Source organism: Microcoleus vaginatus PCC 9802, from assembly GCA_022701275.1.
GTDB lineage: Bacteria > Cyanobacteriota > Cyanobacteriia > Cyanobacteriales > Microcoleaceae > Microcoleus > Microcoleus vaginatus_A.
The window spans coordinates 1,481,125-1,503,253 of the sequence record CP031740.1 but is presented as its reverse complement, the minus strand read 5'-3'; the positions used below and the strand labels follow the sequence as shown (position 1 = coordinate 1,503,253).

Below are 22,129 nucleotides of genomic sequence, written 5' to 3'. Positions count from 1 at the left end.
TAGAATTGGGAATGACTGATGAAGCTGGTCGTTTGGAGCTTGTCTACAGTTGCATTCTTTTTTCAAACGGGCACCACAAAAAAAGCGATCGCCCTAACTGGCATAAAGTTAGTGCGATCGCCGTACTATGAATCAGCTATTTATCTATCAGACTGGGCGCGGAATTTTGACGCATTTTCATGGATATTGTTACAAAACTTTACTGGGCGTTGGGTAAAAATATCCAGAAATCGCTTTTCTCTACCTGATATCTCTTTTTTTATTGCACCGCAGAGGGCGCAGAGGGCACAGAGGAAGAGAAGAGAGTAAGAAAGGAGTTCAAAAATGATGAGGGATTGCTATGCCAATGCCCAATTCCCAATTCCCAATTCCCAATGCCCAATGCCCAATTCCCCACCTATTTAGCTAACAGTTTTTGAAACACCTCATACATATCCTCAGCCAACTTTTTAGGATTCCACAAAGGTGCGAGATGTTCTGGCTGTTTAGATTTTACTAAATGCTCTTTCACCGCATTTCTGAAACCAGCATCGCGGCCAAACTTAACTCCCCACTGCGTATATTCCTCCCAAGTCCACGCCGCACCAACATCAAGATTTGCACTTTTGAGAAAAGCGTAACCCATGCGCGAAAGATATTGGTCGCCGGAACGAGTTACCACTGGCAAATTCGCCCACAAAGCCTCTAAATTGTGAGTCCCGCCGTTGTAAGGATAGGAATCTAAAAGCACGTCGGCTACATAATAAATAGCCCGGTGTTCTTCTTCACTTCTGGTTTGCCCTATAAACTTAATCCGACCAAAATCTACTCCCTGAATTTCGCATTCTTGGCGGTAAGTGCTGTGAATAACATCGGGGTCGCCTTGACCTTTGCGGATTAACACACTCTCTGGTACTTCCTTAAGAATTGTAACTTGAGCTCGTACCATTTCGGGATTGGTTTTTCTCCCGGGGGCAACGCACAGATAAGTCATTTGCTCTAAACCAATTCCGAGAGCATTTCTAATCGCCTCTCGATTCACAGGAATGCTTTGCAGTGCGCCAATTGCTACCGAACAAACAGGCAATCTTACTAACTGTTCTAAGTAATTTTTTTCCACACCAGGGGGATGAGTGTGTTCGTCGCAGAGAAAGTAGTGATTATCTGAAATGTAGGGGGCGTCGAATCCCAGCCAAGATACGCAAATCCCCGCAGGATATTGATACAGCACTTCGACATTTGTTGGGACTGTCATCGAGTCTAAGTCTATCAAAACATCCAAGTTGTCTTGCGCTACTTCGGCGAAGATTTCACCGCCATCAGCAAAGCCGTTTGGATATTTTTTAGGCCAGTAAAACTTGCCCGCCATATCTTCAAACCGCTGCGTAACTTCATCTCGGTTGAGTTTCCCGGTGACGTAAAGGTGGACGTGAGGGGTGATGTGGCTTAATTCGCGAATTAAAGCTTCGCTACACCAGCCTACCGAGTGGCGGCGGAAGTGTTTGGAAAGAAAGCCGATTTTTAAAGGACGCTGTTCTTTTGTTTGGTAATTGGCTAGGTTGTTTCTGTTAACTTGCTGGCGCTGCGGAACGGCTTTTTGGTAGTATTCTTTGGCAATGAGTCTGTAGAAACTGGCATTTTTTTCGCGGTTGTCTCGCAGGTGAGAAACTGCAAACAAGAAGATTTCGTAGAGCAGTTTTAGTTCGATTACGCTAAAAGTTTCGATCTTTTCGTAGCAGAGGCTTTCGATTTCTTCGAGTTTCTGAATTGCCTGTTTGCTGACACCTGATTGCAGGTACGAAAAGACATAGGCTGTAGCTGACATGACTAGGGCATTTTCGCCACAGTTTTCACAATATTTGTCGGCTACGCTGCGGGCTCCGGCGAGGTTGGTGGAATGGCTTAGCAAGTCGCACAATTGTTGGTAGGCTTCGCTATATTTGGGGTTGCATTGAATCGCTTTTTCAAAATTGGCGATCGCCTCCAACGGCTTATCTTGTTTCTGAATGTGTCCCATGCGGCAGTAAACCTCTGCCCAATCCGGTTTTAATGCCAGGGCTTGCTGATAGCTGGCTAAAGCTTCTTCCAGCCGCCCCAGCATGGAAAAACAACTGCCGAGGTTAGCGTGAACTTCCGGCCAATCCGGCTTGATTTTCAGAGTATTTCGGTAATTAGTAATTGCTTCGTCGTACTTGTTTTGCTGTAAAAAAGAATTGGCTATATTGAAGTGCAAAACTTCTAATTGCGGCTTTAAAGCTACAGCTTTCTGATAGTAAGCGATGGCGGCGTCGAGATTGCCTTGTTGCGATCGCACGCTACCGATGTTACCGTAAGCTTCAGCCCAATCCGGTTTAATGGCGATCGCTTTTTCGTAGCATTCGATGGCTTCGTCGCGCTTTCCTTGGCTGAAAAGTCGATTACCTAAGTTAAAGTGGAAGTCTGCACCGACTAGCTGCGGGTTGAGTTCGGATGTTCTTTTAAAACAGGCGATCGCTGCTTGGATGTTGCCGTGTTTCTGATATACTTTCCCTAAATTCCAGTGAGCGCCCGCTAAATCTGGATTGAGGGCAATCGCTTGCTGGTAATGGGCGATCGCTTCTTCCAAACGCCCCATTTTGAAATACATACTGCCGATATTGGCGCGCACTTCCGCAAAGTTTGGCCGCAATTCTAGGGCTTGAGAATACGATCGAATCGCAGCTTCATTTTTGCCTTCTGCTTGCAAAGCATTGCCTAAAGTGACGTAAGCGTGGATGAAATCCGGTCGAATTTTTATCGCTTGCTGACACGCTGCGATCGCGTCTTTAATTTTACCTTGAACTAAAAAGTTTTCGGCGAGTTTTTTGTAGGGTTCTACTTCTTTAAAATTGGCAACTTGTCCGCTATCTGGAACATTGAGCGACGTAACTTGTTCGGAAAGTTCGGCGGGGTTTGTAAAGGGTGTATTTAAAGTTTCAGTGGTGGGCGCTGGCGGCAAATTGATGCTAGAAGGCTGCAAGCCGTAGCCTTCATCTTTGTTCACAGATACTGGTTGCGCTTCGCCTGATTCTGTTTCTAATTCGATAAAGTTGCTGTCGGTAGTTTCCCGCTGTTTTTGTGCGAGCAAACTCGATAGTTTCTCAGCAGCGCTGGCATCTCCCGGTTGCTGTTGCAGCACTTTTTGATAGCAAGCAATGGCTGCATCTAACTTTTCTTGCTGCTGCAAAACGCTGCCCAGCATCAAATTAACTGAGCTTAATTGAGGATTAATGGCGAGAGCTTTTTGATAATAATTTGCCGCCTGTTCCAATTGCCCTAATTTGTAATACATACTGCCGAGATTCGCGCTAGCTTCGGCAAATTTTGGCTGAATTTCTAAAGCTTGCAAGTAAGCTTGAATTGCCATTTCCAGTTGGCCTTGAGCGTGCTGGGCATTGCCCATTGTCAAGTAAGCTGCAGCAAAATCCGGTTTGAATTTAATCGCGAGATTGCAAGAGGCGATCGCCTTTTCAAATTCTCCTTGCAAAACATAAACTTCCGCCAACTTTTTATGAACTTCCGCATCTCCTGGATTCAACTCTAAAGCTTTCTGATAATTCTCGATAGCGCCACCGAGATCACCTGCATCTTTCAGCCGATTTCCCTTTACAAAATATGCTTGAGCTGCTTCTGAATCCACCAACGACTCCGTTATCATTTGCTCTGCCACTCTTACAGTTTTTACACTAATAATATTCAACCATTCTACCCACTCTCGGGCCCGCACAGACCAAGTACACCCTCGATTTATATATTCTACCTGCTGCCTCAGATGATTTTCAGCAGTTGCCTCGCCCGCACCCGTGCCCTCATTTAAAACTCCGACTATCGCCTCTAAAAACCGCCTTGTATATCCCTCCCAATCTGGCTTACCCGCCCGCTTCCAATTAGTTATCGATGCAAAATTTTCCACCCCTGACATTGAAACTAGACGGGCAAATCCAGCAGTTGTTTCCGGCAAAGCTGCCAATTCACTCGTCACAATCCGGCAACCGCTGGCCATTGCCTCCATCACGGCAATAGATGAGGTTTCTAAATAGGTATTCGGGTAAGCTAAAACCGCGACTGAACGCAGTTGCCGGACGAGTTCGGGTTGCGGTACGGAACCGATGTACTCGACGCCTTCTGTTTCCTGACACTCGCGGTAAAGTTGACCGAAAAAAAGCTTGTTATCATTGTCGTCTATTTGGTGTACTTTCATGCTTGAAAATACTTTTAATCGGGTTCCCGGGACAGCTAGACGAATTTCGGGAAAGACTTTTAACAAAATATCGAGTCCGCGAAATGGAGTGCTGGTGTAAGCTAGAATGGGCGGTCGAGATTTATGAGAGAGGATAGAAATATTATCGGCGAAAATGTTAGCAAAACAAGGTGCGATCGCATTTCTTAAAACACAACTGCGATTGGAGTCAATCCCAAAGCGCCGATGAAATTGCTCGCGCTGCCAGTCGCTGACAAATACAAAGGCATCGCAAGCATTGATTTCTCGCTCATTTTTAAAATTTTCGAGGAATACAAAGCCCGGTTCGTTATGAATCCACAAAATTAATTGAGTTTGTTCCCCCAAAAGCGGCTTAACTTCCAGCGCTTTGCCGAGTATATTGACTATAACTAAAAAATCGAGCGCTCGCAGCAATTCTAAATTAGATTTGTCCCCCACCCGCCGCCTGCAATCAACGCCGCGCGACATCCCCGGCTCGGAAGTATTGTTGAGCAAAAATACCTCGTTTCCCTGTGCAGCCAACGCCTCGGCTAAGTAACAAATAGCCGACTGAGTGCCGCCCAAAGGTTCGCGGTAAGGAGTTTCAATGTTGTAATCCCAAGTATAAGTATCAAGAAATCCGATTTTCATTAAATGGTATAATTTTAAAACTATTGAGGAGTACCGAAAATGACCACAGAACAAGATCCCGTAAAATTGATGAAACAGCAAGTCGGCTTTGCTGCTGCCGATCGCGTACAATCTGGTATGATTGTCGGACTCGGCACCGGGTCAACTACAGCTTATACTATTCAAGCATTGGGCGATCGCATAAAATCAGGTGAACTCAAAGATATCAAGGGAGTGCCGACATCTTTTCAATCAGAAGTGTTAGCCAAACAGTACGGAGTACCGCTGACAACACTAGATGAAATTGACAGAATTGATGTGGCTATTGACGGCGCTGATGAAGTAGATCCCCACCTCAACTTAATTAAAGGTGGTGGCGCAGCCCACACCCGCGAAAAAGTAGTCGATTACCTCGCAACTCAGTTTATTGTAGTAGTTGACAGTTCCAAAATCGTAGATAAATTGGGTTCGACTTTTCGCGTACCCATCGAAGTTATACCGATGGCATTAACACCAGTGATGCGCGCCATTGAAAAATTGGGCGGCCAACCCGAACTCCGCATGGGTGTGAAAAAAGCAGGGCCAGTAATTACCGATCAAGGTAATATGGTAATTGATGTCAAATTTGATGACATTGCCAACCCCGGCGAAATGGAAAAAAGCTTGAACAACATTCCAGGTGTGTTAGAAAATGGTTTGTTTGTAGACTGTACAGATTTGGTTTTAGTCGGGGAAATCAAAGATGGAAAACCAGTAGTACGGGAGATTTCTAAATAGTCCAAACTGGCCACTGGTGCTCAAAAACTCTTTGTGGAACAGGCATCTTGCCTGTTCAGGAGAATGCTGCAAAAACTATTTGTAAAACAGGCATCTTGCCTGTTCCAAAGAATGCGGCAATATGGGAGTTACAACCCGCAAAAATACCCAAAACAAGGTTTCTTACCTATAGCAACCGCCAAGACTATTAAGAATTTCTTAATCAGTGAAACCCTTGCGATTGTTACATCTTCCTTCTTCCTTCTTCCTTCTTCCTTCTTCCTTTTTCCTGACATCCGTTACATCCGTTACAGAATCCGTTGCCGAACTTCCTTCTTCCTTATGCTATAGCTTTGCCTTTAATTATGATGATGCAATATCGCAGATTCGGTCGCACAGAATTATCCATGCCCGTCTTTTCCTGCGGTGGCATGAGATATCAGTACAAATGGCAAGACGTGCCAGCCAATGAAATTCCCCCAGACAATCAACAAAATCTAGAAGCGACGATTCGCTACTCGGTTGAATGCGGCATCAATCACATAGAAACTGCTCGCGGTTACGGCACTTCTGAGATGCAACTGGGGCGAATTTTGCCGAATTTTCCCCGCGAAAAGTTGATAGTGCAAACGAAAGTTAGTCCCAAACCGAACTCCCAAGAGTTTCGCGAAGAATTTGAGAAATCCTTAGCTTATTTGCAACTAGAATACGTCGATTTACTGTCACTACACGGCATTAATACGTGGGAATTGCTAGAGGAGTCTATGCGTCCAGGCGGCTGCATGGATGTGGCGAAAAAGTTGCAAGCAGAAGGCAAAGTTCGGTTTATTGGTTTCTCAACCCACGGCCCGACGGATGTGATTGTCAAAACAATTGAAACTAATCAATTTGATTATCTTAACTTGCACTGGTACTACATTAATCAAAGTAATTGGCCGGCAATTGAAGCTGCTAAACGTCACGATATGGGCGTTTTTATTATCAGTCCTTCCGACAAAGGCGGTCAACTTTACAGCCCATCGCAAAAATTGGTAGACTTGTGCTATCCGCTGAGTCCGATGGTGTTTAATGATTTGTTTTGTTTGTCGCATCCGCAAGTACACACTTTAAGTTTAGGCGCAGCCAAACCTGAAGATTTTAACGAGCATCTGAAAGCTGTAGAATTGTTAGATAAAGCTGATGAAATTTTGCCACCGATATTAGCCAGGTTGGAAGATGCAGCAATTAATAAATTAGGAGAAGATTGGTTTAAAACTTGGCACGTCGGTTTACCAACTATAGAAAATACTCCCGGAGGTATTAATATTTATGTGATTTTGTGGCTGTGGAATTTGGCGCAGGCTTACGATACGATCGACTATTGCAAGATGCGCTACAACCTTTTAGGTAATGCGGGCCACTGGTTCCCCGGCCAAAAAGCCGATCGCCTCGATGAATTAGACTTGCGCCGCTGTCTAGCCCACAGTCCCCACGCTGCTAAAATTCCCGGTATTCTTCAAGCAGCCGATCGGCTTTTTGGAGGCGAAGCCATCCAGCGCTTGTCCCAAGAATAATCAAAAAAAAACCCGGTTTCGAGACAGAAACCGGATTAGTGAACCGGAGCACGTGAGTTAGTTACGCGCACACAATTAGCCTATACTTGAGAAACTCTCACAACCATCGCCCATCCGTCTCATCCATTCGGGCGATACAACTTTTTTTCTCCACTCGCTCTCATTTTGATTTAATCTGAGATAAAACAGTTAATAATTCACTTAGGTACTTTTTATGACTCTTAAACGCCGAGATTTCTTGTATTTAGTGACTGCCACCGTCGGAGCTATTACCGCAGGTGCTTGCCAAGCGTCAGGAAATAATGTATCACAAGCAAGTCCCATTGCAGAAAGCCAAAAAATAGCCCAAACCCCCGGGCCTTTTACACTGCCACCTTTGCCTTACGAATACAATGCTTTAGAACCGCACATCGATGCGCGGACAATGCAATTTCACCACGACAAACACCACGCCGCTTACGTTAAAAACCTCAACGATGCTGTCAGCAAATACCCGCAGCTCAAAAATATGAGTGCTGAAAATATGCTGCGAGATTTGAGCAAAGTGCCGGAAGATATTCGCACAACCGTGCGTAACAATGGCGGCGGACACCTAAATCACACTATGTTTTGGGAAATCATGGGTCCCAACGGCGGCGGCGAACCCACAGGGGCAATTGCAACAGCAATTAAGCAAACTTTCGGCAGTGTTGACGATTTTAAAGCAAAATTTAACGATGCCGGCACCAAGCGTTTTGGCAGCGGTTGGGTTTGGCTAGTCCGCAATAAAGCTGGCAAACTTGAGATTACAACTACGGCAAATCAAGACACACCTTTGATGGATGGCAACTATCCAATAATGGGTAACGATGTTTGGGAACACGCTTATTATCTCAAATACCAAAATTTGCGCGCAGACTACTTAAAAGCTTGGTGGAATGTTGTTAATTGGGCGGCAATTAACAAGCGCTACGAAAAGGCGAGCGCCTAGTTCCACAAAGTTTGTTGTTGCGATCGATCGCAAACAGCCCAACAACAAACTCGGTTTTAAGTAGGTAGGCGCTGTAAAACGCAATGGAGTAAACGATTGTAAAATATCTCTAGCTTTAAGCGTGGCTGACTTAGCCCTGTTTACATACTGTTAGATGGTTCGTTTAATGCCGCCTACCTACTTATCTTGAGGTTCTGCTGTCAAACTCGGGCTGCCCTCAATGTACAATCCACCATCTACCTTTAACACGCTGCCCGCGATGTAGCCAGCCGCATCAGATGCCAGGAAAACTGCTGCTTTGCCTAAGTCTTCCGGGAATCCCATCCGGCCCAGAGGCATTTGGTTGCTGAACGACTCAAGCAATTCGTTGCTGTACCAGCGTCGCTCGCCCGGAGTGTCAGTCCACCCAGGCTCTAGGATGTTGACCCGAATTTTGTGCCACATCAGTTCATTCGCCATAGAAAGAACGAGGTGATGACAGGCTGCTTTGGTGGTGTTGTAGTCAATCGCACCCTTATACGGAAAATGAGCGTGTGGGGATGAGATATGAATAATCGAGCCGAGTGCCTTTCTTTCCACCATACGGCGGGCGACTATTTGACAGATGTGAAACACACCGTACACCCCTATTTCTAGTGTCCGCTGTAAATCCTCAAATTTAGTTTCTAGCAAAGTGTTTCGGACGCTAGCGATCGCATTTGTCACTAGAATATCGATGTGACCCAGTTCTTGTTCGCACGTATCCACCATCCTTTCCACTTGGTCACGCTGTGAGACATCTGCTTGAATCGCGATAGCGCGACGCCCGACAGAGTGAATCTGGTTGACTACTTCGAGTGCAGAGGTTGGAGAATCGCAATAGTTGACACAAACATCGGCACCAGATTTGGCTAATTCAAGGGCGATGCCAGCACCAATTCCTTTCGAGCTACCTGTGACAAGTGCAATCTTATTGGCAAGCATAGTTAGTATGGGAAAACGGCTATAGCTAGCGCACGGGACGATCGAACTGCTGTACAACTTTCCGCAAGTAAACGCAGTGCCGCGCCCCCTGACTCGTCGGCGTTGTGAATGCTTCGACTGACTCAATTTTACCGCCCAAATGCTCGATCGCCCTTTGCAACTCCGTTTCTTCCTCCACCGTCCAATTTCCACGGTAAAGTACAGCCAAACCGCCATTTTTCAGCAGAGGCAGCGCGCATTTAGCGCAGAGAGGAGCGGCTCCCACTGCGCGGAGAACTGCTAAATCGTAAGCTTGTTTGTGCTGTGGCGCTCGGGCAATTTCATCGGCTCTGCCCAACAAAGTCGCCGCATTTTCTATGCCTAAAGACGGCAAAACTGTTTCCAAGAAATCAATTTTCTTGCGAGTAGAATCGAGCAAAGTAACTGATAGTTGCGGCAGGGCGATCGCGATCGGCAGACCCGGAAAACCCCCTCCTGTCCCAATATCAATAACTTTCTGCACCGACTCGGCGGCCAATTCTGGATTTTCCGCCGAATTGTGATTAGCTAGCAGCAGTCTTGCAATTCCCCGCAGAGAATCCCACAAATGTTTTTCCCAAAACTCCATCGGCTCAGTAATTCGAGTTAAATTCAAGGAGCGATTTCCCTCGACAATTAACTCATAAAGTCGCTGAAATAGTTGTTGCTGGGACTCATCCGGCTGCCAATTCAGCGTTTTTTGCCACAACTCGTTCATCTGGGGCAACGCAGACATTTTAATCTCATTTATCATCTAGTTCGATTCTCACTTTTTTCTTGCTCTCCGCGTAGGCGGACTTCGTTTGTATAGACGCGAATTCTATTCGCCGGCAAACCATTGGAAACGCCAGAATAATCAAACGCAACTCGTTTCCTTAGCTTCTAATTTAGCCCGATCGACCTCCAGCAAATCCCCGTGGTCTAAAGTCCAAAATTTATCGGCTACACTCAACAAATCGCTAGCATCGTGAGTAACAATCAACAAAGTCCAGTGACTTTTCAACTTACTCAACAAGCTTACCAACTGCCGTCGCATCGACCAATCCAAACCCGCCGTCGGTTCGTCCAAAAGTAGCAAATGCGGCTGCCGAATTAACTGCACCGCCAGGGCAACCCTGCGCTGTTGTCCGCCGCTCAAAGCGTGGGGGGAAGCGCGCAGCGGCAAATGTCCGAGTCCCACTTCTGCCATTGCTGAGTTAATTTGTTCTTGTCCCAATTCAGGATGTCCCAACCGCAATTCTTCTAAAATTGTGCCTCCGCAAAAATGCCTTTCTGGAAACTGGAACACTAAACCTCCTAACTGTTGCAAGTGTTCCGGTGTTAATTCCTGTTCGCGCCAGCGGATGTCGCCGCTAGTTTTTTCTGCTAAGCCTGCTAATATTTCTAATAGCGTACTTTTGCCTGAACCGCTGCGGCCCACAATCAGCCCCATTTGCTGCGAGGGCAGTTCTAAGTTAATATTTTTCAGAATAGGATTCGGACAGGCGGTAGGATGATATACTAAGTTTTTTAGATAAAGCATTAACGCAATTGGTAATTGGGGAGAAGGAAGGCACTACAGGAATTTTGACAAGGATACACGGATTAATTATCCAGCCTCAGCGATTTGTTTCTAGCTTTGGCCGATCGCACACAATTATTTTACATAAATCTTTACAAAAATTTCCTTTTTTTTCAGGATTGGTGTTTGATTTTTCTGTTTTTTCCTGGTATATTTTAATATAATGGAAATTTGTTGTTTAAAATATTATCCAAGTCACACTTCCATTATTAAAATATACCTCAACAACCACAAAAAATCAAGCAAATTTCACTCTTTTTTGGGTCGCGGCCCGAGAGTTTGAGAATTTAACTCTCTTGTTTCTAGTTTACAGTATATTCCACTCAGAGAATTGACAATGACGAAAACCCCTTTAGCATCGCTTGGCAAGCAAATGTTAAGTTCTAAACAGACAGTGCGGGCGATCGCTCCTGCACTCGCGATCGCCCTCAGCATCTGCATTAACTCGGCATTAGCGGGCGATCCCTTTCGCACCAGCAACCCGCAGGCGATCGGACCCAATACCGAAACCGCTTTCAAAACAATGTTTCAGCAAGGAAACTACAAACAAGCAAAAACTCAAGTTCAACAAGCCCTATCAGCCGAACCAAACGAACCGCTAGTCTATGCGATGGCAGCCTCGCTATCATACATCGAAAAAGACTTCAACTCGATGAATTCCTACGCCCAAAAAACCCGCGAACTCGGCGAAAATTTGACGAAAACTAATCCATTGCGCGGCAACATTTACACAGCAGCAGGCCACTTTCTAGAAGGGGCGAACATTATAGCCAAAGAAGGAACAGCAAAAGGCGCGCCCCAAGCTGTGAGTAAATTGCGAGTAGTATTTCAATACCTAGAGGCCGCCGACAAAATAGCTCCCAATGACCCCGAACTCAACCTGATCAAAGGCTACATGGACTTAATGCTAGCCAAAAACCTACCCTTTTCCAACCCCAACGAAGCAATTCAAAGACTCGAACAAAAAGCCTCTCCCCGCTACTTAGCTTATCGTGGCGTGGCCGTCGGCTATCGAGACTTGAAAAAGTACGATCGCGCTTTAGAATTTGCCAACAAATCCTTAGCAGAAACGCCCAACAATCCCGAAGTTCTCTATCTAAAAGGACAAATCTTGTTTTCCCAATCCCAGGGGAAAGACGGCAACAAAACCTTACTTGAGGAAGCCAGAAAAAACTTCGACGCCGCCTTAGCAAAACCAGACCAACTGCCCCGCAGTTTAGTAGCCGAAATCTTCTTTCAGCAGTGCAGAACCCGTAACCGTCTCGACAGCAAATCTCGCGCCTGCGACCCCCTGCGCGATAAAATTAGAGATGCAGATGGAGTCTGGGGGCCGGCAGCCTTACCACCACTTTAAAAACAGTCAGAGGGGAAGTCAGAAGTCAGGAGTTAGGAGAAAAATTCTCCCTCTCCCTATCTCCCACTTTTCCTCTCTCCCGCAATCCCATTCCTGCAATTCCATTCCCTTTCTTTGATAAAATTGATGCAAGTAGAGTTTCGCGAGTTTAACCCCTTTGACCTCTGGATTTGGCTGAAGTTCAGCAACGTGCCTTCAAACGGTGAAAAACAGTATGTTGAAGAAGTGTTTGACTCTTGGTTTTTCTTGGGAAAACTCGGAGGATTTAATGCGGAAAATTTGCAAGTTCAAGATGAAGGATTAGACATCAGTGATATGAATTACGATGTTAATCTAGCAGACCAAAGCATGATGGCTTTGATGCACAATATGGGAGAAATGGAGTATCAAGGTTCTTGGGCTCGCTGCTGGTTTGATTTGGGCACTAGCGATGCAATTGGCCTCGATGTTTTGATTAATGTTTTCCAGCAACTAAGCAAAGAATTCGTAACCATTGAAAAACTCATTATTGGCGGGGAAAATACAGACTGGCCCATTGAAAATAGAAGCAGGAGAGAGGGTTTTGCCACCGATGATAATTAAACGTTGGCCCCACACGGATGACACGGATACACCGATAATGAGTGATGATTGCTGAGTAATATAGAACTTACGCACGGGTAGTAATGAACCGGGTTTTTTGCATCATACTTCGTTACAGCCCGCATCAACGGCAAAAAACCTCCTGGTTGCGCGAAGTCGGAACCCGGTTTCTTTTGTTTTGGTGTTGATGCGTCATGACTGATGACTGATAACTAATTTATGCAAAAAGGTACAATTCGCGTAATTGTTTTAGGACTAATTCGATCGGGCGATCGCATCTTCGTGTCAGAATGCGAAGATCCGGTCAAACAAGACACATTTTACCGAGCTCTGGGCGGTGGCATAGAATTCGGAGAACACAGCATCGACGCTTTGCAAAGAGAGTTTCAAGAAGAAATTCAAGCCGAGTTAACAAATATCAAATATTTGGCTTGTTGGGAAAATTTTTTTATTTTTAATGACCAAGCCGGACACGAACTAATACAACTCTATCAGTGCGAATTTGTCGATCCCAAATTTTATCAATTGGAGAGTCTAGCCTTTGCAGACGGAGAGTCGGTATTTACCGCACTTTGGATGCCGATCGAGCGCTTTCGATCGGGGGAATTGCGCCTAGTTCCAGAGCAATTTATCGACTACTGCGAAGGCTAATAACTCAACCAATACCAAAAAACAAATACCTGATATGGGGGAATTAAACCTAAAATATTTGCCGTAGGGGCGGGTTTCACCTGAAATATTTGCGATACCTAACAGGATGAATAAACCCGCCCCTTCCTTCCGCCCAGCGCGTTACCTTTCTCTACCTTACACTAGGCAGCGTACTCAACACCTGATAGAGAAGAGAGTTAATAAAACCGAGGGCGATAGCCCCCAGCAAAGCACTCCAAATTCCCCACCGCAAGCGGAATCCATCCACTAGCCAAGCCGCCAATCCAAAGATAGCAGCATTGATCACAATCATAAACAAGCCAAAAGTTACCAACACAAATGGAAAACCCAAAACCACAAAAAGCGGCCGCACCAAAGCATTCAGCAATCCAAAAACCGCCGCCGAAATCATCGCTTTTCCAAAAGTGTCAATATCTACCCCGATGGGCAACTTGGAAATGATAAAAAAGCTCACAGAAGTAACCAGCCAAGCAATTACCAGCGAAATGATATCCATGTGCCAATCTCCTTAAAAAAGCTAAACATTAAATCGGAACAACAGCACATCCCCCTCTTGTACAACATACTCTTTTCCTTCACTGCGAACTAAGCCTTTTTCCTTAGCCGCATTCATCGCGCCCGTAGCAACCAAATCTTCATAGGCTACTGTTTCGGCCCGGATGAAACCCCGTTCAAAATCCGAGTGAATAACCCCCGCAGCTTGCGGTGCTAACATTCCCGCGATAATTGTCCAAGCGCGAGTTTCCTTTGGCCCGCTAGTAAAATAAGTCCGCAAGCCCAATAATTCGTAAGTAGCTCGAATCAGAGATTTCAAGCCCCCTTCTTTTACCCCCAGAGATTCTAGGAAATCCGTTCGTTCTTCCTCGGATAACTCCACCAATTCTGACTCAACTTGCGCCGAAACTATGACAACCTTAGCATTTTCTTTAGCTGCTACTTCCCGCACTTGTTCCACATAGCTATTTCCTGTGGCTAAATCGTCATCAGATACGTTAGCAGCATAGATAATTGGTTTGTTGGTCAGTAATTCCAAACCTTTAACTAATTCAGCTTCTTCATCTGTGAAACTGTACTGCCGCGCTGGTTTCCCCGCATTCAAAACCACGACTAATTTTTCGAGCACATCCACTTCGGCCTGAGCTTCCTTGTTGTTGCGGGCGAGCTTGCGAGTGCGATCGAGCCTGCGTTCAATTTGAGCTAAATCTGCTAGAATTAATTCGAGATTGATAATGTCAATATCTCGGATCGGATCGACAGAACCCGCAACGTGAATGATATCATCATTCTCAAAACAGCGGACAACGTGGACGATCGCATCTACGGCCCGGATGTGAGACAAAAATTGATTTCCCAGTCCTTCACCCTGACTCGCCCCCTTCACCAAACCCGCAATATCCACAAACTCCATCCGCGTCGGCACAGTTTGCACCGAATTGGAAATATTGCTCAGCACCTTCAACCGTTCGTCTGGCACTGCCACGATACCCGTATTTGGCTCGATCGTACAGAAAGGAAAATTAGCAGCAGTCGCCTTGGCATTAGCAACCAGAGCATTAAACAAAGTAGATTTGCCAACATTAGGCAGTCCGACAATTCCGGCAGTAAGCATAGCTATTTAGAAACATATCACTGTTTCAAAATATCATAAGTATCAGCAATATACAGATTAATCCCTGTAGGGACAAAGGCTTTCGCCCAAAGCGTGTCAACTTAACGTCAAACCCGCAGGGAAAGCAGGGTTTAAACCCCTGCCTTAAACCGAAAGTCCTCGCTATGAGGACTGAAAAGAAAAATTTTTAAACTCATTCGTCCTATGCAACAGCACTTTCGCTATTAGACAGGGAATTTATTCCCTCGCGGACTACCGGGTGGGCGGGAGGACTGGGTGGGCGGATGACAGCTTAAGTGGACACGCATTGGGCACGGTTCGGTGTCCCTACTGGATCGACCTGGAATATGCTGTATCTGACTTGTCCCTTCTAACTTCTAAAGCTAAGCTTGAATAAATATCGAACTTGAGGTAGATGGCTAAATGATTAACAAGTGGTTAACCAAAGTAACGATCGCTGTGGGGCTGTCGCTGCCCCTGTTAGCGCTGACAGCAGCTAGCGTTTTCGCTCAGATTGTCAAAATTTCGGTGGTTAACAACAGTGGCAAGACGATGACAGCCGTCTATAGAACCCATTTGAGATCTTTAGGGTGATCGAGTATGATAGCCAGAAGTAATGGAATGAAACTAAGTCAGGGCTAAAATGGGGTATTCAAGCGATGTGACAGATCGAGAGTGGGAAATTATCGAGCCGTTGTTACCACAAAAAAAGAAAACCAGACCACCAGTGTGGACAAAGCGACAAATTCTGAACGGGATATTTTATCAACTCAAAAATGGTTGCAATTGGGGGGATTTACCTAGAAACCTGCCACCCTATTCTACAGTATTCTGGCATTATAAGCAGTGGTGTGAAGATGGCATCTGGAAAAATATCATGACGGAGTTACACGGAAGAATGCGCGAACAAGTCAAAAAAAACCACAGTGGACGACCTTGATCATGATCGATTCGCAAGCAGTGAAGAACACTTGTAATGCTAGTTTTGAATCTAAAGGTTTTTGTTTTTACAAAGCGACAAATGGGATTAAAAGACATCTAGCGGTAGATATATTAGGCTTTCCTTTCTTCACTCACTGCACTCCTGCCAATGTATCTGATGACCAGGGATTGATTGAGATGCTCTCCCAAAATATTGATTACTTCAAATCTAAACCGCTGGAACTTCCAAAAATTACCATCTTGCTAGATAATGGTTATCATCCTGACAAGCTGACCCAAGCATTGGAATTGATTTACCCTGAAATCATGACCAAGATCCAATTTCAACTCTCACCTAAACCGTCGAAAGCAGAAAAGGAAGCCAAAAGCAAATCAGGATTTGTGCCAGTTAAGGCTAGGTGGGTGATTGAGAGATCTAATGCTTGGGTAGAGCGATGCAAAAGCTTAGTCAAAAACTTTGACCGGACACTTGAACGGGCAAATGCCAAGCTCCAGCTTTGTTTTGTCCGCTTGATGCTCATACGACTAGCTGTAAGTTAGAAAGATCTCAAATGGGTTCTATATGTCTCCTCCCGATAAGGATACTTGGGGAGAAAACGAGCTAGAGGTCCCCATTGCCGATCGGGAAAAGGCAGATTTTGAGTGGAATCAAGCTGACTACGGCGGCTCGGATGCGGGCTGTGTTTTTGATGTCAGGGCCGAATACTCGGACGGCAAATCCACTGACTTGCCTTCTGTTGACCTTTGTAAAGAGACTGCGCTCAACTTCAATTAATCGATAATTTAGGCAAAAACCGAGTTTTTTCAAGTCTGATATTCAACAAAATGATTGGGGACTTGGGAGAAACCGGTTTTTGGGATCGACCTCACAAACCATCTTAAATTTCGCGATCGACTAAAACATAATTTAAACAGGTTCAGGGATTGTCTGAGGAATAGGCTCCGGCACTGTCTGAGGAATCGGAGAGGGTACAGTTTCCGGCACCGGTTCGGGAATTGGCTGCGGAATTGGCGCAGGTACCGGTTCGGGTACTATCCCGGGAATCGGTTCGGGTACCGGGCCAGGCACCGGTGGCGATGCGGGTATAGTCGGCAGCCCCGGTTCGGTACTGGGAATCTGCGGCCCTGGAAACGGACTAGGGTTGGGAAAAATCATGTTAGTGTTTTGCTCGCTAATAGAGATATTTCAAAAACATTTGGTCGCCACTCCTAGCTAGTTTTTATAAAAAAAATAACTGAGTTGTGGTATTGTTTTATTTATAATAATAAACTAAAATTGTGACTAAGACATCTATCTAAATACCTATTATTAACTATTAAGTGGGCCTAAAATTATGCCTTTGGCATAAAAGTAAGTGGTTACAAATAAACATTATATGGGGAGGGCGCGTGAGTACAGCAAGAAACTGCCTGAGAATATAGGTACTGGCTCAACCAGTCCCTACAAGATATTATGGTTTTTTCCTACCGCTCTACTTAGATATCAAATACAGCAATCAAGATTAATCGTGTCACCAGCAAACTCTCAAACAAAAACTCCCCTATTAGATGCTTTGCGCGATCGCACAAATCAGCCACACGCCCCATTTTATGCCCCCGGACATAAACGCGGACAAGGAATCTCTCAACCCCTAATTGACTTATTCGGTGCGACAGTATTTCGATCGGATTTGCCGGAATTGCCGGAATTAGATAATCTCTTTAATCCAGAAGGTGCAATTGCCGAAGCTCAAGACTTAGCCGCCGCAGCATTTGGAGCCCAATCAACTCGGTTTTTGGCTAACGGTTCGACTTGCGGAATTATCGCCGCCATCTTAGCAACTTGCGGCCCCGGCGATAAAATTATCTTGCCTCGAAATATCCACTCATCGGCGATTTCAGGTTTGATTTTATCCGGTGCAATTCCAATTTTTGTCAGTCCCGAGTACAATCCGGATTGGGATATTGCCAACAGCATCACCCCAGAAGCCACAGCCTCCGCATTAGAACAACATCCCGACGCCAAAGCAGTAATGATAGTTTACCCAACCTATCACGGCGTCTGCGGGGATTTGCGGGCGATCGCCCAAATTACCCATCAATACAACATACCGTTATTAGTAGACGAAGCCCACGGCGCGCACTTTAACTTTCATCCAAACTTGCCAGAACCAGCACTATCAGCCGGTGCCGATTTAACAGTACAATCAATCCACAAAACCCTCGGTGCAATGACACAAGCATCGATGCTGCACATCAAGGGCGATCGCATAGATATCCAAAAATTAAATAGAGCATTGCAGCTAGTACAATCTACCAGTCCCAGCTACTTATTATTAGCATCCCTAGACGCCGCCCGCCAACAAATCGCACTCCACGGCAAAGAATTAATGGCGCAAACTTTACAGATAGCAGAAAAAGCGCGATCGCGCATCAGTCAAATTCCCGGCTTATCAGTTTTAGAACCGTTAAATACACCGGGTTTTGCAGCATTAGATCGAACCCGGCTAACCGTAAAAGTATCAGGTTTAGGAATCACAGGATTTACCGCCGATGATATTCTGCACTCTCAACTCGGCGTCACGGCAGAATTACCAATGCCGCAACATCTAACATTTATTATCAGCTTGGGAAATACAGAATCAGATATTGACAATTTAGTTAAAGCTTGTACTCTTTTAGAAGGAAGAAGGAAGAAGGAAGAAGGAAGAAGGAAGAAACAATACGAGATTCTCCCCATCCCCCCATTTCCCCATCCCCCTCTGTCGCCCCATTCAAAACTCAAAACTGATTACGAGGAATTATTCCCCCTTTCCCCCCGTGAGGCTTTCTTTTTCCCAGCGGAAACAGTACCCGCAGACAAAGCAGTCGATCGACTCAGCGCCGAACTCATCTGTCCCTATCCCCCAGGAATACCAGTCCTGATGCCCGGTGAAATCATTACCCCAGCAGCCGTTGACTACCTGCAACAAATCCTGGCCGCCGGCGGAAAAATCACAGGTTGCAGCGATCCCGGCCTCCAAACTCTCAAGGTTGTGCGACAGTAAATATTAAGACTTGGGGGAAATGGGGAGAATTTCTACTTCTTCCGCGAGTTCCAACTGCCGTCTTGCTTCAATCAAAAATCAAAAATCAAAAATATAACTATGCTTTGGCCCTACGTCACTCCAGGCATCCCGGATGACTTATTTGAACGTTTACCGGGAATTCCCATGAGTAAGCGAGAAGTCCGACTGCTGTTAATCTCCCACCTACGGCTGCAAGCAGATTCAGTGGTGTGGGACATCGGTGCAGGTACTGGTACGATCGCCGTAGAAACAGGTTTGCTGTGTCCCAAAGGTCGGATTATTGCCGTCGAAAGGGACGAAGAAGTAGCAAGCTTGATTCGCAGAAATTGCGATCGATTCGAGCTCAACAACGTAGAAGTCATAGAAGGCAGTGCGCCGGAATGCCTTGCAAACCTGCCCCAACCCCCCCACCGAGTCTGCATCGAAGGAGGTCGCCCCATTAAAGCCATTCTCCAAGAAGTCTGGCGGTACTTGCCACCCCACGGTAGAGTTGTCGCCACAGCATCGAATTTAGAGAATCTTTACGCCCTTTCCGAAGGGTTTGCCGAGTTACAAGTCCGCAACATCGAAGTAGTCCAGTCCGCCGTTAACCGCTTGGAGACTCGCGGCCTCAGTCAAACCTTTGCCGCCGTCAATCCCATATTTATTCTCAGCGGCGAAAAGCTCGATTAGAAGCAAGAAGAAGGCACGACACGAATTTTGACACGGACACACGGATTAATTATGTAATTCTTAATCTTTTTTAAGTTCACTTAACCTTCATACTTAGAATAAGGGCGACCATAGCTGGATTGACCGCCTGACTTGAGATTTTGGATGACCGATGGGGGATGGGGGTTAGCTGTGCAAGGGATCAACTCGGGCTCTAGAAAAATCCAACATCCAACATCCAATATTTAACATCCAAAATCGAATCACCCCCCGCCGTCTGCAAGAGAAATTCATTTTATGCCTTGGTCTCGTATCCTGAGTGGAATAGTTGCGATCGCCCTTGCTTTGGGAATGATTATTATGGGGGGATGGTACTTCACCGTCGGCTTTGGAGTCATCGTCTACCTAGGTCAATTGGAATATTTTCAATTAGCCAGGGCTAAAGGCATTGCACCCGCTGCCAAAACTACCTTAGCCGTCAGTCAAGGCCTCTTAATTACTGCCGCCCTAGCACCGGAACTCGTAGATGCCATGTTCCCCTTAGCGGGAACCTTAATCTGTTTCTACCTGTTATTCCAACCTAAATTATCGACGATCGCCGATATTGCCTCCTCAATTTTAGGATTGTTCTACGGCGGTTATTTGCCCAGCTATTGGATACGGCTGCGAGTCGGACTCGACCCAGCCAATCTTGCTACAACTGAACTGGGGCAAGCAGTAGCAAGCAATTTGCCGATTAACATTTACTCGCCACCGTCTTGGACAAATTCCAGCAGCATATCTTTAGGATTGACTTCGCTGCTGCTGGCTTTCCTCTGCATCTGGGCCGCTGACATTGGGGCTTATTTTGTCGGCAAATTCTTCGGCCGCACTAGCCTGTCCCACATTAGCCCCAAAAAGACCGTTGAAGGTGCCGTATTTGGAGTTTGCGGCAGCATCGCCGTGGCAGTCGCTGGGTCTTGGTATTTAAACTGGCCGGGGTGGCCGTATACTGGGCCTGCTTTTGGTCTGTTGATTGGCGTTGCTAGTCTGTTGGGAGATTTAACTGAGTCGATGATGAAGCGAGACGCCGGTGTTAAGGATTCGGGACAGTTGATCCCCGGTCACGGTGGCATTCTCGATCGCACCGACAGTTATGTTTTTACCGCACCGTTAGTCTACTATTTTGTCACTTTACTGTTGCCGGCGATCGACTCTTTTTTAATTAATCGGTAATTGGGAATTGGGCATGGGGAATTGGGCATGGGGAATTGGGCATTGGGCGTGGGGTATGTATTCCCAGGCTCTACCGAAGAACCAGGTTAAAGTCAACTGTTAACTGTTAACTGTTAATTAACTAAGGCAAAACTCTAATTCCTCCCCGACAAACAATCTCCCCCGGACTCAAAATCAACTCTTCTATCTCAACTTCCGGCCCAAAATCAATTTTAAAACCATTGAAATCACTGCTCTTTAATTCTCCATCCATTTCGATTTCTGGTGCTTCAAACATTAATTCGCGACCGCTGGCTATCCGCAAACCAGTCCGCAGTACAAAAGAAATTTGCCTACCGCCAGCGCGCAAAATTGCCGCCGAAAGCGTCAACAAACCCGCCTCAATAGCAATCTGCGAATTTTGCAACTTCAGCGACTGTTCCCTATCTGTCAGTGGCAGCAGGGGCAGCAAAAATTCGCTCAAAGCATCAGCAAGCAAAGGGGCTTTCAGGGACGCATTCAAATCCGCTTGACGAAGCCTCAAAACGCCTGTCACGGGAACGGATTCTAGGAGGCGCAGCGGTTGGCCTTTGAGAGCTTGACCGAGGTTGATGCGAATGCCACAGCCCTCTATGGCAACTTCAGTTAGGTGTAGTCCTTTATACACAGCACCGCGAGCTGCAGCCGTTACTTTGGGGATCGCACCGCTGAAGATTTGTCGATCGCTCCCCTCAATTTTCACCTTCAACTCGTCCACCTGCTGAACTTGCGATCGCAGCCACAACTGCACCGCCGGAGACAGCACGGCGCTCGCGATCCGGCTGCCTTGACTCGGCGAAGGTCTCCCCGGCTCCTCGCCGAGATTAACAGTCCCACCAGAGCCACCAGCCCCATCTCTATTGTCAAATTGAAGAGAGTTTCGATCGAGAGTCATAAACAATTTCAGAATATAAACCTTAATATTCAAGCACAGAAATTTAACTAGAACTTGCACATCCGGCCTCAAAAACCCGGTTTCTGCACAGATAGACCGCTGTCAACCTCTGATTTTCCTTAGAAACCGGGTTCATGAACACAAGTCCGATTAACTCCAAAACCAAGCAGAAATCTGGGATCAGCAACGCCAGAAGCAGAAAAATTCTCACCTTTCCCCCCTTGGGATATTGGCGTAATTCACGAGTTGTGCGATCCCGCTGAAAAATTCGCGATCGAGCGTATAAATTTAACCAGGAGTACGGGATTTATGGTAGTGTTGGTTTATGGTCGGGTCAGACCCAAACCTTTCAAACCAGCCGCAAACCAACGGTGCAAACCTGTGCCTGCCGCGAGTCTTTTCCTCGTAGTTTTTGCACAGCATTCAGGGTAATGCCATCAGGACAATCTGCACCGGGCACAAGGACAATCTGCACTCTTGCCGGGCGTCCTGTAA

At 46.1% G+C, this 22,129-nt stretch carries 20 protein-coding genes and 1 pseudogene; 13 read left to right on the top strand and 8 right to left on the bottom strand.

Annotation, left to right across the window (positions count from 1 at the left end; genetic code table 11):
* The first annotated feature begins 18 nt into the window (after positions 1-18).
* Positions 19-309 (top strand): hypothetical protein, encoded by a 291-nt coding sequence (locus D0A34_06220; protein UNU18522.1) that lies wholly within the window; start codon positions 19-21, stop codon positions 307-309.
* Positions 310-397: 88 nt separating this feature from the next.
* Here the strand turns inward: D0A34_06220 and D0A34_06215 are convergent, their stop codons facing one another.
* Positions 398-4,306, bottom strand: coding sequence for a tetratricopeptide repeat protein (locus D0A34_06215; protein ID UNU22194.1), 3,909 nt, complete (start codon positions 4,304-4,306; stop codon positions 398-400).
* 582 nt (positions 4,307-4,888) lie between these two features.
* Between D0A34_06215 and rpiA the strand changes: the two genes are divergently transcribed.
* From rpiA to D0A34_06200, 3 genes are all read left to right on the top strand, one after another.
* Entirely contained in the window at positions 4,889-5,605 is a 717-nt protein-coding gene (rpiA, locus tag D0A34_06210; GenBank protein ID UNU18521.1) for a ribose-5-phosphate isomerase RpiA, read from the top strand.
* Between the two features lie 350 nt (positions 5,606-5,955).
* On the top strand, positions 5,956-7,137 hold the full coding sequence (locus D0A34_06205) for an aldo/keto reductase (protein ID UNU22193.1): 1,182 nt from the start codon (positions 5,956-5,958) through the stop codon (positions 7,135-7,137).
* 214 nt (positions 7,138-7,351) lie between these two features.
* Positions 7,352-8,107, top strand: a complete 756-nt coding sequence (locus tag D0A34_06200; protein UNU18520.1) for a twin-arginine translocation signal domain-containing protein — start codon at positions 7,352-7,354, stop codon at positions 8,105-8,107.
* Between the two features lie 177 nt (positions 8,108-8,284).
* Here D0A34_06200 and D0A34_06195 read toward each other — a convergent pair whose 3' ends face one another.
* The 3 genes from D0A34_06195 to D0A34_06185 all read right to left on the bottom strand — a co-directional run bounded on the left by D0A34_06195 (position 8,285) and on the right by D0A34_06185 (position 10,610).
* Entirely contained in the window at positions 8,285-9,070 is a 786-nt protein-coding gene (locus tag D0A34_06195; GenBank protein UNU18519.1) for an SDR family oxidoreductase, read from the bottom strand.
* Between the two features lie 25 nt (positions 9,071-9,095).
* Complete coding sequence (gene rsmG, locus D0A34_06190) at positions 9,096-9,842, bottom strand: 16S rRNA (guanine(527)-N(7))-methyltransferase RsmG (protein UNU18518.1); 747 nt, start codon at positions 9,840-9,842, stop codon at positions 9,096-9,098.
* 102 nt (positions 9,843-9,944) lie between these two features.
* Positions 9,945-10,610: an ATP-binding cassette domain-containing protein gene (locus D0A34_06185; protein UNU18517.1), complete on the bottom strand. Its 666-nt coding sequence runs from the start codon at positions 10,608-10,610 to the stop codon at positions 9,945-9,947.
* A 376-nt stretch (positions 10,611-10,986) separates the two neighbouring features.
* On the opposite strand from D0A34_06185, the gene D0A34_06180 reads away from it, so the two are divergent.
* The 3 genes from D0A34_06180 (at position 10,987) to D0A34_06170 (ending at position 13,236) form a co-directional block, all read left to right on the top strand.
* The gene (locus tag D0A34_06180; GenBank protein ID UNU18516.1) at positions 10,987-12,003 is read left to right on the top strand and encodes a hypothetical protein; all 1,017 of its coding nucleotides are present in this window, start codon (positions 10,987-10,989) and stop codon (positions 12,001-12,003) included.
* A gap of 126 nt (positions 12,004-12,129) precedes the next feature.
* The gene (locus D0A34_06175; GenBank protein UNU18515.1) at positions 12,130-12,585 is read left to right on the top strand and encodes a DUF3531 family protein; all 456 of its coding nucleotides are present in this window, start codon (positions 12,130-12,132) and stop codon (positions 12,583-12,585) included.
* 219 nt (positions 12,586-12,804) lie between these two features.
* Positions 12,805-13,236 carry an NUDIX domain-containing protein gene (locus tag D0A34_06170; protein ID UNU18514.1) on the top strand — a complete coding sequence of 144 codons (432 nt, stop codon included), beginning with the start codon at positions 12,805-12,807 and terminating at the stop codon, positions 13,234-13,236.
* Positions 13,237-13,387: 151 nt separating this feature from the next.
* On the opposite strand, the gene D0A34_06165 is transcribed toward D0A34_06170, so the two are convergent.
* Positions 13,388-13,753: a phage holin family protein gene (locus tag D0A34_06165; GenBank protein ID UNU18513.1), complete on the bottom strand. Its 366-nt coding sequence runs from the start codon at positions 13,751-13,753 to the stop codon at positions 13,388-13,390.
* A 21-nt stretch (positions 13,754-13,774) separates the two neighbouring features.
* The gene (gene ychF, locus D0A34_06160) at positions 13,775-14,866 is read right to left on the bottom strand and encodes a redox-regulated ATPase YchF (GenBank protein ID UNU18512.1); all 1,092 of its coding nucleotides are present in this window, start codon (positions 14,864-14,866) and stop codon (positions 13,775-13,777) included.
* Between the two features lie 643 nt (positions 14,867-15,509).
* On the opposite strand from ychF, the gene D0A34_06155 reads away from it, so the two are divergent.
* The 3 genes and pseudogenes from D0A34_06155 to D0A34_06145 all read left to right on the top strand — a co-directional run bounded on the left by D0A34_06155 (position 15,510) and on the right by D0A34_06145 (position 16,583).
* Positions 15,510-15,806, top strand: coding sequence for a transposase (locus D0A34_06155; protein ID UNU18511.1), 297 nt, complete (start codon positions 15,510-15,512; stop codon positions 15,804-15,806).
* 2 nt (positions 15,807-15,808) lie between these two features.
* Positions 15,809-16,348 carry a DDE transposase gene (locus D0A34_06150; GenBank protein ID UNU18510.1) on the top strand — a complete coding sequence of 180 codons (540 nt, stop codon included), beginning with the start codon at positions 15,809-15,811 and terminating at the stop codon, positions 16,346-16,348.
* Positions 16,349-16,367: 19 nt separating this feature from the next.
* Positions 16,368-16,583: pseudogene (locus D0A34_06145) on the top strand (hypothetical protein).
* A gap of 132 nt (positions 16,584-16,715) precedes the next feature.
* Here the strand turns inward: D0A34_06145 and D0A34_06140 are convergent.
* Positions 16,716-16,964 (bottom strand): gamma-aminobutyric acid A receptor, epsilon-like protein, encoded by a 249-nt coding sequence (locus D0A34_06140; GenBank protein ID UNU18509.1) that lies wholly within the window; start codon positions 16,962-16,964, stop codon positions 16,716-16,718.
* Between the two features lie 220 nt (positions 16,965-17,184).
* On the opposite strand from D0A34_06140, the gene D0A34_06135 reads away from it, so the two are divergent.
* From D0A34_06135 to D0A34_06125, 3 genes are all read left to right on the top strand, one after another.
* Complete coding sequence (locus D0A34_06135; protein UNU18508.1) at positions 17,185-18,834, top strand: aminotransferase class I/II-fold pyridoxal phosphate-dependent enzyme; 1,650 nt, start codon at positions 17,185-17,187, stop codon at positions 18,832-18,834.
* A gap of 99 nt (positions 18,835-18,933) precedes the next feature.
* Positions 18,934-19,527, top strand: coding sequence for a precorrin-6Y C5,15-methyltransferase subunit CbiT (gene cbiT / locus D0A34_06130; GenBank protein UNU18507.1), 594 nt, complete (start codon positions 18,934-18,936; stop codon positions 19,525-19,527).
* A 276-nt stretch (positions 19,528-19,803) separates the two neighbouring features.
* Positions 19,804-20,721: a phosphatidate cytidylyltransferase gene (locus D0A34_06125; GenBank protein UNU18506.1), complete on the top strand. Its 918-nt coding sequence runs from the start codon at positions 19,804-19,806 to the stop codon at positions 20,719-20,721.
* A gap of 121 nt (positions 20,722-20,842) precedes the next feature.
* Here the strand turns inward: D0A34_06125 and D0A34_06120 are convergent, their stop codons facing one another.
* Positions 20,843-21,634, bottom strand: a complete 792-nt coding sequence (locus D0A34_06120) for a DUF2993 domain-containing protein (protein ID UNU18505.1) — start codon at positions 21,632-21,634, stop codon at positions 20,843-20,845.
* Between the last annotated feature and the right edge of the window lie 495 nt (positions 21,635-22,129).